This is a genomic window from Tardiphaga sp. 813_E8_N1_3, from assembly GCF_051811025.1.
Lineage (GTDB): Bacteria > Pseudomonadota > Alphaproteobacteria > Rhizobiales > Xanthobacteraceae > Tardiphaga.
Genome location: NZ_JBPWQE010000001.1, coordinates 5,338,514 through 5,353,762, shown reverse-complemented (window position 1 = coordinate 5,353,762; position 15,249 = coordinate 5,338,514). Strand labels below are relative to the sequence as shown.

Annotated in this window: 13 protein-coding genes; 9 read left to right on the top strand and 4 right to left on the bottom strand. The window is 61.9% G+C overall.

The features are described from left to right. The first annotated feature begins 24 nt into the window (after window positions 1-24). The 5 genes from AB8A33_RS25335 (at window position 25) to AB8A33_RS25315 (ending at window position 4,791) form a co-directional block, all read left to right on the top strand. Complete coding sequence (locus AB8A33_RS25335; RefSeq protein WP_439095315.1) at window positions 25-744, top strand: ABC transporter ATP-binding protein; 720 nt, start codon at window positions 25-27, stop codon at window positions 742-744. Further along, window positions 737-1,441: an ABC transporter ATP-binding protein gene (locus tag AB8A33_RS25330; protein ID WP_439095314.1), complete on the top strand. Its 705-nt coding sequence runs from the start codon at window positions 737-739 to the stop codon at window positions 1,439-1,441. Before AB8A33_RS25335 ends, AB8A33_RS25330 begins: the two co-directional genes overlap by 8 nt. Before the next feature lie 12 nt (window positions 1,442-1,453). Further along, complete coding sequence (locus AB8A33_RS25325) at window positions 1,454-2,320, top strand: branched-chain amino acid ABC transporter permease (protein WP_315840182.1); 867 nt, start codon at window positions 1,454-1,456, stop codon at window positions 2,318-2,320. After that, window positions 2,317-3,312 carry a branched-chain amino acid ABC transporter permease gene (locus AB8A33_RS25320; RefSeq protein ID WP_439095313.1) on the top strand — a complete coding sequence of 332 codons (996 nt, stop codon included), beginning with the start codon at window positions 2,317-2,319 and terminating at the stop codon, window positions 3,310-3,312. Before AB8A33_RS25325 ends, AB8A33_RS25320 begins: the two co-directional genes overlap by 4 nt. Before the next feature lie 114 nt (window positions 3,313-3,426). Beyond that, window positions 3,427-4,791: an FAD-containing oxidoreductase gene (locus tag AB8A33_RS25315; protein ID WP_439095312.1), complete on the top strand. Its 1,365-nt coding sequence runs from the start codon at window positions 3,427-3,429 to the stop codon at window positions 4,789-4,791. Between the two features lie 7 nt (window positions 4,792-4,798). Here the strand turns inward: AB8A33_RS25315 and AB8A33_RS25310 are convergent, their stop codons facing one another. The 4 genes from AB8A33_RS25310 to AB8A33_RS25295 all read right to left on the bottom strand — a co-directional run bounded on the left by AB8A33_RS25310 (window position 4,799) and on the right by AB8A33_RS25295 (window position 8,848). Beyond that, window positions 4,799-4,978, bottom strand: a complete 180-nt coding sequence (locus AB8A33_RS25310) for a hypothetical protein (protein ID WP_439095311.1) — start codon at window positions 4,976-4,978, stop codon at window positions 4,799-4,801. Window positions 4,979-5,151: 173 nt separating this feature from the next. Next, window positions 5,152-5,901 carry a glucose 1-dehydrogenase gene (locus AB8A33_RS25305; protein ID WP_439095310.1) on the bottom strand — a complete coding sequence of 250 codons (750 nt, stop codon included), beginning with the start codon at window positions 5,899-5,901 and terminating at the stop codon, window positions 5,152-5,154. 112 nt (window positions 5,902-6,013) lie between these two features. Further along, window positions 6,014-7,597, bottom strand: a complete 1,584-nt coding sequence (locus tag AB8A33_RS25300; RefSeq protein WP_439095309.1) for a Na+/H+ antiporter — start codon at window positions 7,595-7,597, stop codon at window positions 6,014-6,016. Between the two features lie 186 nt (window positions 7,598-7,783). Continuing rightward, on the bottom strand, window positions 7,784-8,848 hold the full coding sequence (locus AB8A33_RS25295) for a glycosyltransferase family 4 protein (RefSeq protein WP_439095308.1): 1,065 nt from the start codon (window positions 8,846-8,848) through the stop codon (window positions 7,784-7,786). A gap of 302 nt (window positions 8,849-9,150) precedes the next feature. On the opposite strand from AB8A33_RS25295, the gene AB8A33_RS25290 reads away from it, so the two are divergent. The 4 genes from AB8A33_RS25290 to AB8A33_RS25275 all read left to right on the top strand — a co-directional run bounded on the left by AB8A33_RS25290 (window position 9,151) and on the right by AB8A33_RS25275 (window position 15,248). Continuing rightward, entirely contained in the window at window positions 9,151-10,917 is a 1,767-nt protein-coding gene (locus tag AB8A33_RS25290; RefSeq protein ID WP_439095307.1) for an ABC transporter ATP-binding protein, read from the top strand. Window positions 10,918-10,992: 75 nt separating this feature from the next. Beyond that, window positions 10,993-13,194 carry an amylo-alpha-1,6-glucosidase gene (locus AB8A33_RS25285; RefSeq protein WP_439095306.1) on the top strand — a complete coding sequence of 734 codons (2,202 nt, stop codon included), beginning with the start codon at window positions 10,993-10,995 and terminating at the stop codon, window positions 13,192-13,194. A 68-nt stretch (window positions 13,195-13,262) separates the two neighbouring features. After that, window positions 13,263-13,901, top strand: a complete 639-nt coding sequence (locus AB8A33_RS25280; protein ID WP_439096057.1) for a PRC-barrel domain-containing protein — start codon at window positions 13,263-13,265, stop codon at window positions 13,899-13,901. Window positions 13,902-13,988: 87 nt separating this feature from the next. Further along, entirely contained in the window at window positions 13,989-15,248 is a 1,260-nt protein-coding gene (locus tag AB8A33_RS25275; protein ID WP_439096055.1) for an MFS transporter, read from the top strand. Window position 15,249 lies beyond the last annotated feature (1 nt).

Genomic DNA, 15,249 nt, shown 5'->3' with positions numbered 1-15,249 from the left:
GCGCAACATAAAGAGTGGACGGCTGTGGCATTTCTGGAAGTCTCCAACATCACCAGGCGGTTTGGCGGGCTGGTCGCGCTCAATGCGGTGAGTTTCGAAGTCGAGAAGGGCGAGATTCTCGGCATCATCGGCCCGAACGGCGCCGGCAAGACCACGCTGTTCGGTGTGATCTCCGGCTTCATTCCGCCGAGCGCCGGCGACGTCGTCTATGACGGCGAAAGTATCATCGGGGTGTCACCCGATCGGCTGGTGCGCCGCGGATTGATGCGCTCGTTCCAGATCGTGCAGTCCTTCGCCGATATGACGACACTCGATGTGGTCACGACGGCGGCGCTGACGCGCCGGCCGATGCGCGAGGCGATCGACTATGCGGCTCAGGCGCTGTTGCGCGTCGGCCTCGGCGGCAAGGAACATAAGACGCCGGCGACGCTGTCGCTGCAGGACAAGAAGCTGTTGGAGCTGGCGAAGTGCATCGCTACCGATCCGCGCTGCATCCTGCTCGACGAAGTGATGGCCGGCCTGACCATGGCCGAGACCGCCGCGCCGATCGCGATCATTGAGGAGCTCAACAAGCAGGGCGTCACCATCGTGATGGTCGAGCATGTGATGCCGGTGATTATGCGGCTGGCGCAGCGGATGGTGGTCATCAATTTCGGCGAGAAGATCGCGCAAGGCACGCCCGACGAGATCCTTCGGGATCAGCGCGTCGTCGATGCCTATTTCGGGGATCATCTCGATGCTTGAGATCGATAATCTGGTCGCGGGCTATGGCGGCGTGCCGGTGCTGCGCGACATCAATGTCAAGATCGCTGCGGGCGAGATCGTCGGCCTGCTCGGCGCCAACAATGCCGGCAAGACCACGCTAATCAATGCACTGTCCGGCATGGTCAAGCCGATATCCGGGCGCATTCTGTTTCTCGGCGAAGACATCAGCAAATTGACGCCGCAGGCGCGTGTCGAACTCGGCATCGTGCAGGTGCCGGAAGGCCGTCTGGTGTTTCCGGAAATGAGCATCCGCGAAAACCTTCTGCTTGGCGGCATCAATGCGCATGCGCGCAAGCATCGCCCCCAGCAGATGGAAAAAGTCATCGGGTTGTTTCCGCGGCTCGGCGAGCGGCTGACCCAGAGTGCCGGCTCGCTGTCAGGCGGCGAGCAGCAGATGCTGGCGATCGGCCGCGGGCTGATGGCGGAGGCCAAGCTGTTGATGCTCGATGAGCCCTCGCTCGGTCTGTCGCCTCTGTTCGTGCAGTATATTTTCGAGATCATCGACAAATTGCACGCCGACGGGCTGACGATCCTGCTGGTGGAGCAGAATCTGAATTTGACGCTGCGCCACGCCAGGCGCTGCTACGTGCTGGAGCGCGGGCAGGTGGCGGTCGAGGGCGATGCGGAGACCGTGAAGAACGATCCGCGCACCCGCAGCGCCTATCTTGGTCTGTGATCGGAGAGTGATGTGACCGAACTTTATCAGGCTCTCGCCCAAGGCCTTCTGATCGGCGCCACCTATGGCTTGCTGGCGTTGGGTATGGGGCTCGTCTACGGCGTCTCGGGCGTCGTCAACTTTTCGCATGGCGATTTCATCTCGCTCGGCATGTTCATGTGCCTCGCGCTGTATTCCGCCTTCGCCATGGACCCCTATGTGTCCATCATCATCACGGTGCCGCTGATGACCGCGATCGGCGCATTGGTCTACATCTTCCTGATACGGCCGATGGTCGGGCATCAGTTCCTGATGGTGGTGCAGCTGACGCTCGGTCTCAGCCTGGTGCTGCAGAACGGCATCCTGATGGTGTTCGGCGGCGAGCCGGCGCGGACGCCCTCCTTCGTCGAATCCAAGCTGATCATTCTCGGTGACGTGGTGCTGCGGGTGCCGCATATCGTGGCCTTTGTCGTCTCCTTCGCGCTCGCCATCGGCCTCTACATCATGCTGCGCTCGACCGATTTTGGCCGCTCGATCCGCGCCGTGCACCAGAATGCCCATGCCGCAGCGCTGATGGGCATCAATGTCGGTCGCGTCCAGGTGCTGACCTTCGCGCTCGGCATCGGCATTCTCGCGCTGGCTGCCGCGCTGCTGCTGCCGGGCACGCCGATCCAGCCGACCCAGGGCCTGCGCTACACCGTGATCACGCTCTTGGTCGTGGTGCTCGGCGGCATGACCAATTTCGTCGGCATCATGCTCGGGGGTCTGATCATCGGCATGGCTGAGGCCTTCGGCACGATCTATCTCGACGGCCCGATTGGCCTGCTGCTGCCTTACATCATCTTCGTGGCGATCATGCTGTTTCTCCCGAAGGGCCTGACCTGGAGCTCGGCACGATGAGAGAGGAATTCTACAAAACGCTAGCGTCGCCGATCTGGTGGGGCGCGCTAGTCATCGCCGCCATCATGCCCTTCGTGCTGTCGAGCTATTACGTCCATATTCTCACGCTCGCGCTGGTCTATGTGGCACTGGCTTCGTCGTGGAACATCGTCGGCGGCATGGCCGGGCAGATCTCGCTGGCGCACAGCCTGTTCATCGGCATCGGATCGATGTTCTCGGCCGCGCTGTTGCTCAAGCTCGGCATCAATATGTGGCTGGGTCTCGTGATCTCGGCGGTAATCTCTGGAATCCTGGGCGCCGTCATCGCCTGGATCGACTTCCGCTTTCAACTCGGCCATCTCTCCTTCGTGCTGATCACGCTGGCCTTTGCGGAAATGGGCAGCATCGTGGTCGAGGGCTGGGACTTCCTCGGCGGTGCGTCTGGACTGCTGCTACCGAAGGACACGGGTAATTTCCTGGCGTTCCAGTTCGGCGGTGGCCACGGCGCGTTCTGGATGATGCTGGGGCTGGCCGCGATTTGCGTGCTGGTCAATGTCGCGATCCTCAATTCGCCGCTTGGCTATTATCTGCGGACCATCCGCGACAACGAGAAGGCGGCGCAGGCGATTGGCGTCAACATCCTGCGCTACAAGATCACCGCCATGGTGATCTCGGCGATGCTCGCGTCCGTCGTCGGTACGGCTTATGTGCGCTACCTCACTTTCGCCGATCCCTATCTGCTGATTTCGCCCGTGATCACCATCGAGATCGTGCTGTTCGCCACGGTCGGCGGGCTCGGCCGTGCCTATGGTCCCGCGCTAGGCGCATTGCTGCTGGTGCCGCTTGGCGAAATCCTGCGTGGTAAGCTCGGCAGCACGCTGCCCGGCCTGCATTACTTCATCTACGGCATTGTCGTGATCTCCGTCATTCTGGTCACGCCGCGTGGGCTGCTGCCGCTGTTTGAGCGGCTGTGGGCGCGCTGGCGCGGCCCTGCGGTAGCCGGCAAGCCCTAAGCGGCTCGGGAGCTGTCGGCGCTGGAACTTCGGTCATGCGTTGGCTGATGCCGTTTCCAACGCTAGTCTCTCGCCACGGCGGAGCATTGCCTCTGCCGGTTGGGAGCTAAAATCATGCGCTTCGACGCGATCATCATCGGGGCTGGGCAGGCCGGACCTTCGCTCGCGGGTCGGCTCACATCCGCAGACATGTCGGTCGCGATCATCGAGCGTCATCTGTTTGGTGGCACCTGCGTCAATACCGGCTGCAAACCGACCAAGACGCTGGTTGCCAGCGCTTATGCCGCTCATCTTGCACGCCGCGGCGCCGACTATGGCGTCATGATCGATGCGCCCGTTCGGATCGACATGGCACGCGTGAAGGCGCGCGCCGACAAGGTGATCCATGACTCGCGGAGCGGCGTCGAAGGCTGGTTGCGCGGCATGGACAAATGCACGGTCATCAACGGCCATGCGCGCTTCGAATCCGCGGATACGATCCGTGTTGGCGATGAGTTGCTGACGGCGCCAAAGATATTCCTGAATGTCGGTGGGCGGGCTGTCGTGCCGGATATGCCGGGCATCAACGATGTCAATTATCTGACCAATACAGAAATCCTGCAGCTGGATCGCGTGCCGAAACATCTGGTGGTCATCGGCGGCAGCTATATCGGGCTTGAATTTGCACAGATGTATCGCCGTTTCGGCGCCGAAGTGACGGTGGTCGAGAAGGGCGCGCATCTGGTCTCGCGCGAAGATACCGAGATTTCAGAGGCGATCCGCGATATCCTGCTCGCCGAAGGCATCCATATCCGAACCAATGCCGAATGCATCACCTTCAAGCCGCATCCCGATGGCGTGGCAGTCGGCGTCGATTGCACCGAAGGTGCGCCGGAGATTGTCGGCAGCGATGTGTTGCTCGCCGTCGGGCGTCGTCCGAATACCGACGATCTCGGTCTCGACAAGGCTGGCGTCGCGGTGGATGCCCGCGGCTACATCAAGGTCGATGACGGTCTCGCCACCAACGTGCCCGGCATCTTTGCCATGGGGGATTGCAACGGCCGCGGCGCCTTCACGCATACGGCCTATAACGACTTCGAGATTATCGCTGCGAACCTGCTCGATGGTGCAAACCGCCGCGTCAGCGATCGGCTTCCTGGCTATGCGCTGTTCATCGATCCGCCACTTGGCCGCGTCGGCATGACGCTGACTCAGGCAAAGGCCACAGGAAAGAAATTGCTGATCGGCAATCGGCCGATGACTCATGTCGGGCGTGCGGTCGAAAAGGGCGAGACCGCCGGCATGATGCAGGTCGTGGTCGACGCTGAGACGAAGAAGATTCTAGGAGCTGCCATTCTCGGCACCGGAGGTGACGAGGCGATCCATGGCATCCTCGACGTCATGAATGCCGGCGCCGATTATACCCAGTTGCAATGGGCGGTGCCGATCCATCCGACGGTGTCGGAACTGATCCCGACGCTGCTCAACGAGATGAAGTGATCGCTGCTCAGGCGGTCTGGAACTTGAGCACGGCCATTAGCGTCAACAACGTGGTTGCGCAGGATGCGGACACAATCGCCATATTGATCAGATTACGGGCTGCCATTGTCACGACCGCAGAAGCGGGGTGAGCCACGTCGGGCGCAGCAGTTTTTTTGCGCGGAGCCGGTTTCTTCTTTTGTGCCATGCCGATCCCCAAAGAGAGGGGCCAGACCGTTGACCGGTCTGACCCTGACGCCTTCCCTGCCGAGGTGTATCCCTCGATCATGACGCGACCATCGCATGAATGGCCGGTGAACTGCTTAACGCGATTGGTAAATCGAATCTGACCGGATTCGATGGTTTATGAATTTCCTCGTTCTAGATTGTCCGCCCGCCATCCACTGGCAGGATCACGCCGGTGAGGAACTCGGATTCCTCGCCCGCCAGATAAACGCAGGCATTGGCAATATCGGACGGACGTGACATGCGGCCGAGCGGGATCGTCCCGACGAACTTGGCGCGGTTCTCTGGCGTATCCGGCACGCCCATGAAGGATTCCAGCAGCGCGGTTTCGCCAATCACTGGCGCAATGCAATTGACGCGGATGCCGTCGGGCGCCAGTTCCACGGCCATCGATTTCGACATCAGGTTCACCGCGCCCTTGGTGGCGTTGTACCAGGTCAGGCCCGGGCGCGGCCGGACGCCGGCGGTGGACCCGATATTGATGATACGGCCGCTCTTCTGCTTCTTCATCACGGGCACGCAGGCATTGGTCATCAGAAAGATCGATTTCACATTGATGTCGAACGCCTTGTCGAATTCTTCTTCGGTCACTTCGAGCAAGGGCTTGTTGCGAAAGGTCCAGCCGGCATTGTTGACGACGACGTCGAGCTTGCCGAATTTCTCGACCGCGAGCTTCACCGAGGCATCAACATCGGCCTTGCTGGTGACGCTGCCCCCAAGGGCGATTGCGCTGTCGCCGATCTCGGCCGCAACCTTCTTCGCGCCATCGGCATTCAGGTCGAGGATGACGACCTTGGCGCCCTCGCGCGCGTAAGACCGGGCGATCTCGGCGCCGAAACCCGATGCGCCGCCGGTGACGATGGTGGATAGGCCTTGAAGTCGCATGTTGTTTCTCCCGGATTTCGCGCCTTGTCTGGCGCTTGACGATCAAGGTTAGAGCCGATGGTGGCGGCTGTGAAGCCGCCACAGCGAATGGCTGCTAAAGGAAGCGTGGCCCTTACAGGAAGCGTCTTGCGTTGACTTCTTCGAGATCGAGGCCTTCCTCGATAGAATGCAGCACACTGTCGTGGATTTCGCCCGCACGGTGCATCTTCAGGAGCTCTGCACGGCCGGCTTCGATAGCGGCCAGCACCGTCGTGAAGTGATCGATGCGCTGGGATGACAACGTTTCAGCCTCTTCGGCATAGCGTGCTGCTGCACCCTTGCGATAGGTATATTGCTCGAACAGGCGCGGATGGCGATGTGTGCCGTCATCATTGCGTGACGCCTTCTCGACGGCAGAAAATTGCGCGGTCGCAACCCGCGCGCGCGCCTGCGCTTCGCTGAGTTTTGAATGATGTGGCGTGCGGACATTGCTGGTTTTGATCAGACGGCGCACAATCGGCGCCAGCGTCGAGCCCTGGACAAGGACGGTTACCAGGATCACCGCGAAGGTGATCGCCAGGATGACATCGCGGCCGGGAAATTGCTCCGGCAGTGACAGTGCGGCAGCAAGACTGACCACGCCGCGCAATCCGGCCCAGCTCATGATGAACGGCACCGTCCATGGCGGAGCAGGGTCGCGAGCGCGCAGCTTCGGCATCAGCATGCGCGGCAGATAGGTGCCGGGAAACATCCAGGCAAAGCGTGCGAGGATCACCGCGGCGATGATTGCGCCTGTCACTGGCAGCAGCGCCACCACCGCGTCATAGCCGCCGAGGCGATACAGCACGCCGCGCAGCGACAGCCCAATCAGGATAAACACCAGAGATTCCAGCACGAATACGACGACGCTCCACGCCGCGGTGGCCCGGGTGCGCGTCGCAGCGCCGAAGAACTCGTGCTGCTTCCATCCGAGGATCATGCCGCAGGCGACGGTGGACAGCACACCGGAGACGTGCAGCTTTTCCGCGGCAATATAGGAGATCCAGGCGACCAGGAAGGTCCAGGCGATAGCAAGGTCGATTTCCTTGATGCGCTTGATCACCAGGATCGCGGCGAAGGCGAAGACGATGCCGACGAGTAGGCCGCCGATCGCGACCGAGAAGAAACTCACGGTGGCCGCGGTGGCGCTGAACGAGCCGGTCAGCGCCGCCGCGATGGCGAAGCGCAGCAGCACCAGGCCCGATGCGTCGTTGACGAGGCTCTCGCCCTCCAGCAGCACGATGATGCGCGGCGGGAGCGGCACGCTCTGCAGCACGGCCTTGGCCGCCACCGAGTCCGGTGGCGAGACGATGGCGCCGAGCGCAAAACAGGCGGCCCAAGGCAGCGACGGCATCACCAGATGCGCGACTACGCCGACCACGAGGGTGGTGAAGAAGACGGCGCCAACGGCGAGCTGCAATATGATGCGCAGATCGGCGCGGAAATCCCGCCAGGATGTGAACCAGGCGCTCGACATCAGCAGCGGCGGCAGAAACAGCACCAGCACCAGTTCGGGGTCGATTTCGACATCCGGCGTGCCGGGGATCAGCGCGAAGCCGATCCCGCCGAGGATGAGCGCAGCCGCGCGCGGAAGCTGAAAACGCCGCGCGATCATATCGAGCAAAACGATGACAGCCATCAGGAGCAGGATGATTTCGAAGCGGGAAACGGCGGTCATGAAGGCCTGTCGAAATGCGAGAAAAACGGTCGGACGTCGATTCGGGCCAATGCCGTGATCTGATGTCTGTCATCTATCTTGCAAATGCCGCGCGGGCTGTACAGCGGGCCGGTAATTTTGCGGCAGGCCAGCACCAAAAAGGGCGACCCGACGGGCCGCCCTTTGATGCTTTCCATGCGCTTCAGACTACTCCGCGCTGCTGACCAGTCGCAGCGGCACCTTCTGCTCCCTCATGCTCCGGTAGGCAGCCACATAATCGAGGGCCATGCGCCGGGCGGTGAAGCGGGCTTCGAACTGCTTGCGGATCGCCGTGCGGTCCATGCCCCCGAGACGTCCCACCGCCGCGACCGCGCTGGTCTCGTCCTCGACGATAAAGCCGGTCAGAGCCTCGTCGATGATCTCCGGCACCGAGCCGCGGTTATAGGCGATGACGGGTGTGCCGCAGGCCATGGATTCGATCATCACCAGGCCAAACGGCTCGGGCCAGTCGATCGGCAGCAACAGGCCATAGGCGCCGCTGAGGAATTCCGGCTTCTCGCGGTCGCTGATCTCGCCGATATATTCGACCAGCGGATGGTCCATCAGCGGGCGAACGACCTGCTCGTAATAGTCCTCATCCGCGCGGTCGATCTTGGCCGCGATCTTCAGCGGGATGCCCGCGCGGATGGCGATCTTGATCGCGCGGTCGACGCCCTTCTCGGGCGCAATTCGCCCGAGCACGGCGAGGTAGCTCGGCGTGATAGGTTGCGGCGTCAGCAGTTTCTCGGGAAGGCCGTGATAGATCGTGCGCACGAAATTCGCCTGCGGTACCGGGCGGCGCTGCGCATTCGAAATCGAAACAACGGGAATCTTGGAGAAGGTCGTGAAGGTCGGCTGATGTTCCGGCAGATCCAGGCGGCCGTGCAGCGTTGTGAGAAATGGCGTGGGCTGACGGGAGAAAAGCGAGAACGGATAGTAGTCGAGATGGAAATGAAGAACGTCGAATTCGTCGTCGTCACATTTCTGCCTTACGCGCTCAAGCATTTCCATATGGAGTGCGTTGGGATCGCGGACAGAGCCATCGAGCCGCAGCGCCTTTGGCCATCCGGCGTCGAGCTTGCCTGACGTTTGGGAGTCGCCGCTGGCGAAGAGCGTAACATCGTGCCCCTGCGCCACCAGCTCCTCGGTCAACCAGTGCACGACACGTTCCGTGCCTCCATAGAGCTTCGGCGGAACGGCTTCTGTCAGCGGAGCAACTTGCGCGATGCGCATTTACATATCTCCCATGTTGGAAGTGATGAACAACTTCAGCGACGACGTGTCGGTACCGGTATGCCTGAAGCTGGAACGTTCTCGCATCTGCGAGGTTCCTATGTGATCTGCGTAGTTCGTCCACACTGTGGTCTTGCTGATGCCATCACGTTCAACCACGGTTTCCGGAGTGTTAATGCTGCCCGAATGTTGCGCAGAGATGGCGAGAGCGTGGGAAATTCGGGATGGCATCATCTCCATCAGCGGGCGGGGACGCTGTCCGTCGAGATTCTGGTTCTTATTCAACGGGTTTTGACAATCACATGGACAGTCTTTCCGGATATGCGTATCGCCCCTTCGCTTTCGTGATGCGCTACATCAGGATGCGTTCTGCATCGCATCTGATCATCCTGATATCCGTGCTTGCTGCCGTCGCCTGTTCGGTGGGCACGCAATATGGGATTAAATTTTTAGTCGATGGCCTCTCATCGGGACCTTCGGGAGCCGGTAACGCTGTCTGGATCGCATTTGGCGTTCTGATCTCGCTGATCACGGCAGACATGTTCCTGTGGCGCGTGGCCAGCTGGACCGCGAGCTACACATTTGTTGGCGTCACCGGCGATCTCAGGCGCGATATCTTTCGCCATCTGACCGGGCACGCACCGAGCTACTTCTCGGATCGGCTGCCCGGCATGCTGACCAGCCGCATCACGGCAACGTCCAACGCGGTCTTCACCGTGGAAAACATGTTTGTCTGGAACGTGTTGCCGCCCTGCGTCGCGACATTCGCGGCGATCCTGCTGATTGGAACCGTCAGCCTGCCGATGGCGGCGGGACTGACAGTCGTGGCGGGCGCGGTGGTCGTGATGATGTTCAAGATGGCCGCGGCCGGCAAGAAACTGCATGACGACTTCGCCAGCAAGGCGGCAGCCGTCGATGGCGAAATGGTCGATGTCATCAACAATATGCCGCTGGTCCGCGCATTCTGCGGATTGAGCTTCGAACATGACCGCTTCGATGAAACGGTCGATCGCGAGCTGAACGCCCGCGGTCGCAGCCTGCGCTATCTTGAGCGTCTGCGCCTGACCCATGCGGCCATCACGGTCGCGTTGACGATCGGGCTACTCGCCTGGGCGATCATGCTTTGGCAGCGCGGTGGCGCCAGCACCGGCGACGTCGTTCTGATTTGTACGCTCGGTCTCTCGATCCTGCATGCGACGCGAGATCTTGCGGTGGCGCTCGTGGATGTCACGCAACATGTTGCGCGCTTGTCCGAGGCGCTGTCCACATTGCTGGTGCCGCATGAGCTCAGCGACCATCCCGAGGCCGAGCCGCTGGTGAAGTCAGGTGCAGCGATCGCCTTCAACAATATCTCGTTCCGTTATCCCGGTGGCCTGCAGGTGTTCGACAAGTTCACGTTGCGTCTCAATGCCGGCCAGCGGGTCGGCCTTGTCGGCCAGTCCGGCGGCGGCAAGTCGAGCCTGTTTGTATTGCTGCAGCGCTTCTACGATGTGCAGGATGGCAGCATCACCATCGATGGCCAGGATATTTCACGCGTGACACAGCACAGCCTGCGTCATGCGATCTCCGTGGTGCCGCAGGACATCTCACTGTTCCATCGCTCCATCATGGAGAACATCCGGTACGGACGCCCCGAGGCGACGGATGATGAGGTATTGCGTGCAGCCATTTCGGCGCGTTGCGACTTCGTCGAGACGCTGCCGGAAGGTCTTCACACCATGGTCGGGGACCGCGGCGTCAAACTGTCCGGCGGGCAGCGCCAGCGCATCGCCATTGCACGCGCCTTCCTGAAGGACGCGCCCATTCTGCTGCTGGATGAGGCGACGGCTGCTCTCGACAGTGAATCGGAGGAGGCGATCCGTGAAGCGCTGGCGCGTCTGATGCGTGGTCGCACGGTGATTGCGATTGCGCATCGCCTCGCGACGCTGCGCAATTTCGATCGCGTGGTCATGCTGCAGAGCGGCAAGATCATTGAGGACGGCAAACCTGATCATCTGATGCAGGGCGAGGGGCCGTATCGGGAACTCGTCACACAGGAAATGAGCCGTCTCGCGCAGCACGCAGCCTGACGACTCAGTTATCCTCTCCAGGCGCTGCGTTTATCTTCGTGCCTGTCTTCACCTTACAACCGGCCGAGGTCATCCATGCCCATCGAAGCCGCCGCGACCAAGTTGAACGCTATCGCCGATCAAAAGGCAGTCGAATCGCCGTTCTACATTCCGATGACCGGTCCTGCGTCGCGTCCGCGGCGTGCGCTCAAGCACGACGATACGTTCGTGGTGCTCGACAGCCATGGTGACATTGGTGCGTCCGCAGGTGGGCCGGATGGCCTGTTCAATGCCGATACGCGTTATCTCGCGCGGCTGGAATTGGCGCTGAATGACGTTCAGCCGCTGTTGCTCGGCTCGAATCTGCGCGATGACAACTCGTCGCTGACCGTCGATCTGACCAATCCGGATATCTATCGCAACGGCCGCCTCGTGTTGCAGAAAGATATGCTGCACATCGTGCGCACGGTCTTCCTGTGGCGTGGTGCGGCCTATCAGCGGATAGGCCTGCAAAATCACGGCGAACACCGCGCCAGTTTCGATCTGACGCTCACATTCGACAATGACTTTGCCGATCTGTTCGAGGTGCGCGGCGAAAAACGCAAGCATCGCGGCATCGCCACGAGCCGCCTGGTCGGCCCCAGTGACGTTGCGCTGGAATATACCGGACTCGACGGCAAGCCACTCAGCACGATGGTGCATTTCGATCCGCGCCCGACGCGGCTCGCGGCCAACACCGCGACCTACCACTTCGAGCTGAAGCCGCAGCAAACGACGTCGCTGTTCGTTGCCGCTAGTTGTAACGCCGAAGTCGGCCACAAGCCTGTGCCGTTCTTTCGTGGGCTGCTCGCGCATCGCCGCGAGATGCGCAATTTCAGTAAGGGCGCGGCGACGGTCGAGACCTCGAATGATATTTTCAACGAGGTGCTCTGCCAAGCGATGGCCGATCTCAGTATCCTGATGACGAATACGCCGCAGGGGCGATATCCCTATGCCGGTATTCCCTGGTATTCGACGACATTCGGTCGTGATGGCCTGATCACGGCGCTGCAACTGTTGTGGATCGATCCGCGCGTGGCGCGTGGTGTGCTGAAACGGCTTGCGGCATTTCAGGCGAAATCGGTCGATCCGCTGGCGGATGCCGAGCCCGGCAAGATTCTGCACGAAATGCGCGGCGGCGAGATGGCTGCGCTCCGCGAAGTTCCGTTCGCGCAATATTACGGCAGCGTCGATTCCACGCCGCTCTTTGTGATACTTGCGGGGACGTATGTCGAGCGCACGGGCGATGATGAAACCTTGCGCGAGCTGTGGCCGGCTGTTGAGGCGGCCCTCGGATGGATCGATGGTCCGGGCGATCCCGACAAGGATGGCTTTGTCGAATATCAGCGCGCTACCGAACAGGGACTTCAGAACCAGGGCTGGAAAGATTCGTATGACGCCATCTTCCATGCCGATGGAAAGCTCGCAGAGGGCAATATCGCCTTGGCCGAAGTGCAAGGCTATGTCTTCGCCGCCAAGCATCTGGCGTCGCGTCTCGCATTGCGCATGGGTCTGCCCGATAGGGCTCGGCAGCTCGAGGCCGAAGCCGAGCAACTTGCTGCGCGGTTCGAGGAAGCTTTCTGGTGCGAGAAACTCGGCACCTATGCGCTTGCGCTCGACGGCAAGAAGATGCCTTGCGCGGTTCGCGCCTCCAATGCGGGCCAGTTGCTGTTCACGGGCATCGTCCGTGAAGACCGTGCGCGCATGGTCGCCGCCGACCTGATGCGTCCGCATTTCTTCACCGGCTGGGGCATTCGTACCATTGCGCGCGGCGAGGCGCGCTACAATCCCATGTCCTACCATGACGGCTCGATCTGGCCGCACGACAATGCGCTGATTACACTCGGTCTGGCGCGCTATGGTCTGAAGCATTCGGTGGAGGCCGTCTTCAAGGGCCTGTTCGACACCGCGGCCTATATGGACTTGCGACGATTGCCGGAATTGTTCTGCGGCTTCCAGCGCGAAAAACGCCGCGGCCCGACCTTATATCCGGTGGCCTGCGCGCCGCAGGCCTGGGCCAGCGCAACGCCGTATACTCTGCTCGAGGCAGCACTAGGAATCGAATTCGATGTCGCGCGCGGGGAAATTCGTTTCCGCGATCCGCGGCTGCCCGCCTTCCTGCAATACGTCATTTTGCGCGATCTTCGGCTCGGCGAATCCAGCGTCGATCTCTGCCTGCGCAAACACGATAACGATGTGTCGCTGGAAGTGCTGCGAACCCGCGGTCAAATCCAGGTATCGATCGTATTGACGCATTGACGCGTCGCCTGGCGCTGGGGTTGTGCCCATCAGCGAAACGCGTGAGTGAGGGAGTTTCCATGCCTGCAATTCGCATCGTTGCCGGATTGGCGATATCATTGGCGTTGAACGCCGTGGCCGTGTGCCAGGCGGCAGACGCGCCTGTGCCTCCGCCCGCGTCGTCAGAGAAATCCACCTCTGAAGCGCAGCCGTCAGTGCTGTCGCCCGCACCTGATGCGACTGCCGTGCAGCCGGCAACAACGCCGCCGGTCGCATCCGCGCCCGAGAAACAGTCATCGCCGCCCGCCCCGCAGACGGCGCCAAAACCCGACGCAGCCGTACCTGCGCCTGTCGCCAAGCCGCCATCGGTTACGGTGATCGATGCTTTCGATGCCAAAGGCATTCTCGGCCGTGACGTGCGCAGTCCCGCAAGTGAGAATATGGGACGCATTGCCGACGTGATCGTCGATCGCGCGGGGCAGGTGCGCGGCGCGGTGATCGACTTCGGCGGATTCCTCGGGGTCGGCTCGCGCAAGATCGTGGTCGATTGGGGTGCGCTACATTTCTGGAACGTGGCCGACAAGACCGCCAGCATCACGCTCGATCTCACACGCGAGCAGGTGCGTGCCGCGCCGGAATACAAGGACGATCAGCCGATCGTCGTGCTCGGCGCATCCGGTACGCTGACGCCGTTGAAATTCCCACCGCTCACCATGCAGGAGCGCTAATTGGCGGTTCACGCGACCACACGCGCAGCTGATCTCGCCCGCCGCGATGATGTCGGGGCGGTGCCTGAGGTTGCCTGCGCGCCGGGGATTGCGCCGGAGTCCGAGCCGGGCCCGCAGGAGCCACAGCGCAGTCCGGAGCCGTCGAAGCAGAGCCTGCGCGGGCTCGACTGGTTCATCTTCTTTCTCGCCGATGTGCAAACCGGATTCGGCCCGTTTGTTGCGGTCTATCTCACCACTCAGAAATGGACGCAGGTCGAGATCGGCTTCGTGCTGTCGATCGGGGGCATCGTCGCGCTGCTCGGCCAGATTCCGGGTGGCGCGATCATCGATGCGGCGCGCTCGACGCGGCTGGTCGCCGGCGCCGCGGTCGCGACGATCGGCGGCTGTGCGCTAGCCTATGCCGCGCTGCCGGTGTTTCCTGTCGTGGTCGCGGCAGCGACATTGCATGCGATGGCGAGCTGCGTGCTTGGCCCGGCGATCGCCGCTATCAGCCTCGGGCTGGTCGGGCCGATGCGGATCGGTGAACGGCTGGGGCGCAATGCGCGCTTCGCCTCGCTCGGCAATGGCGTCGCTGCCGCCGTCATGGGCACTTGCGGCTATCTGCTGTCGAGCCGGTCGGTCTTCATCGTCACCTTCTTGCTGGCGCTGCCGGTGCTTTATGCGCTGTCGCGGATTCGACCTCAGGAGATCAACCCTGCTCAGGCCCATGGTGCCAGCACCAAAGAGGCCGAGAGCAATAAGCCGATCCGTTTTCGTGATCTGGTGCGGCAGAAACCACTGTTGATTTTCGCCTGTGCCGTGCTGCTGCTGCAACTCGCCAATGCCGCGATGCTGCCGTTGATGGCCGGCGTCGTCACGACGCGCTCGGCCGACTGGGCGCCGGCGCTGATCGCCTTTTGCATCGTCGTACCGCAGGCCATCGTCGCGGCGACCTCACCGACGGTCGGCCGAAAGGCGCAGCAGTGGGGCCGCCGGCCGCTGCTGCTGATCGCTTTTGCCGCGCTCGCGATCCGCGGATTGCTATTCGCCGTGGTCACCGATCCGTTTGCACTGGTTGCTGTGCAGGTATTCGATGGCGTCACTGCAGCCGTGTTCAGCGTGATGATCCCGCTGATCGTCGCCGACATCGCCTTTGGCAGCGGTCGCTTCAGCCTTGCGCAAGGTATTGTCGGCACCGCCACCGGCATCGGCGCGTCACTCAGCACGGTGACCGCCGGCTTCGTCGCCGACAAGCTCGGCGCGCCGGTTGCCTTTGTCGGCCTGGCCTGCGTCGCCGGGCTTGGCTTGTTGCTGATCTGGCTGGTGATGCCGGAAACCCGCCGCGAACACAGCGAGATCGAGAGCTAGC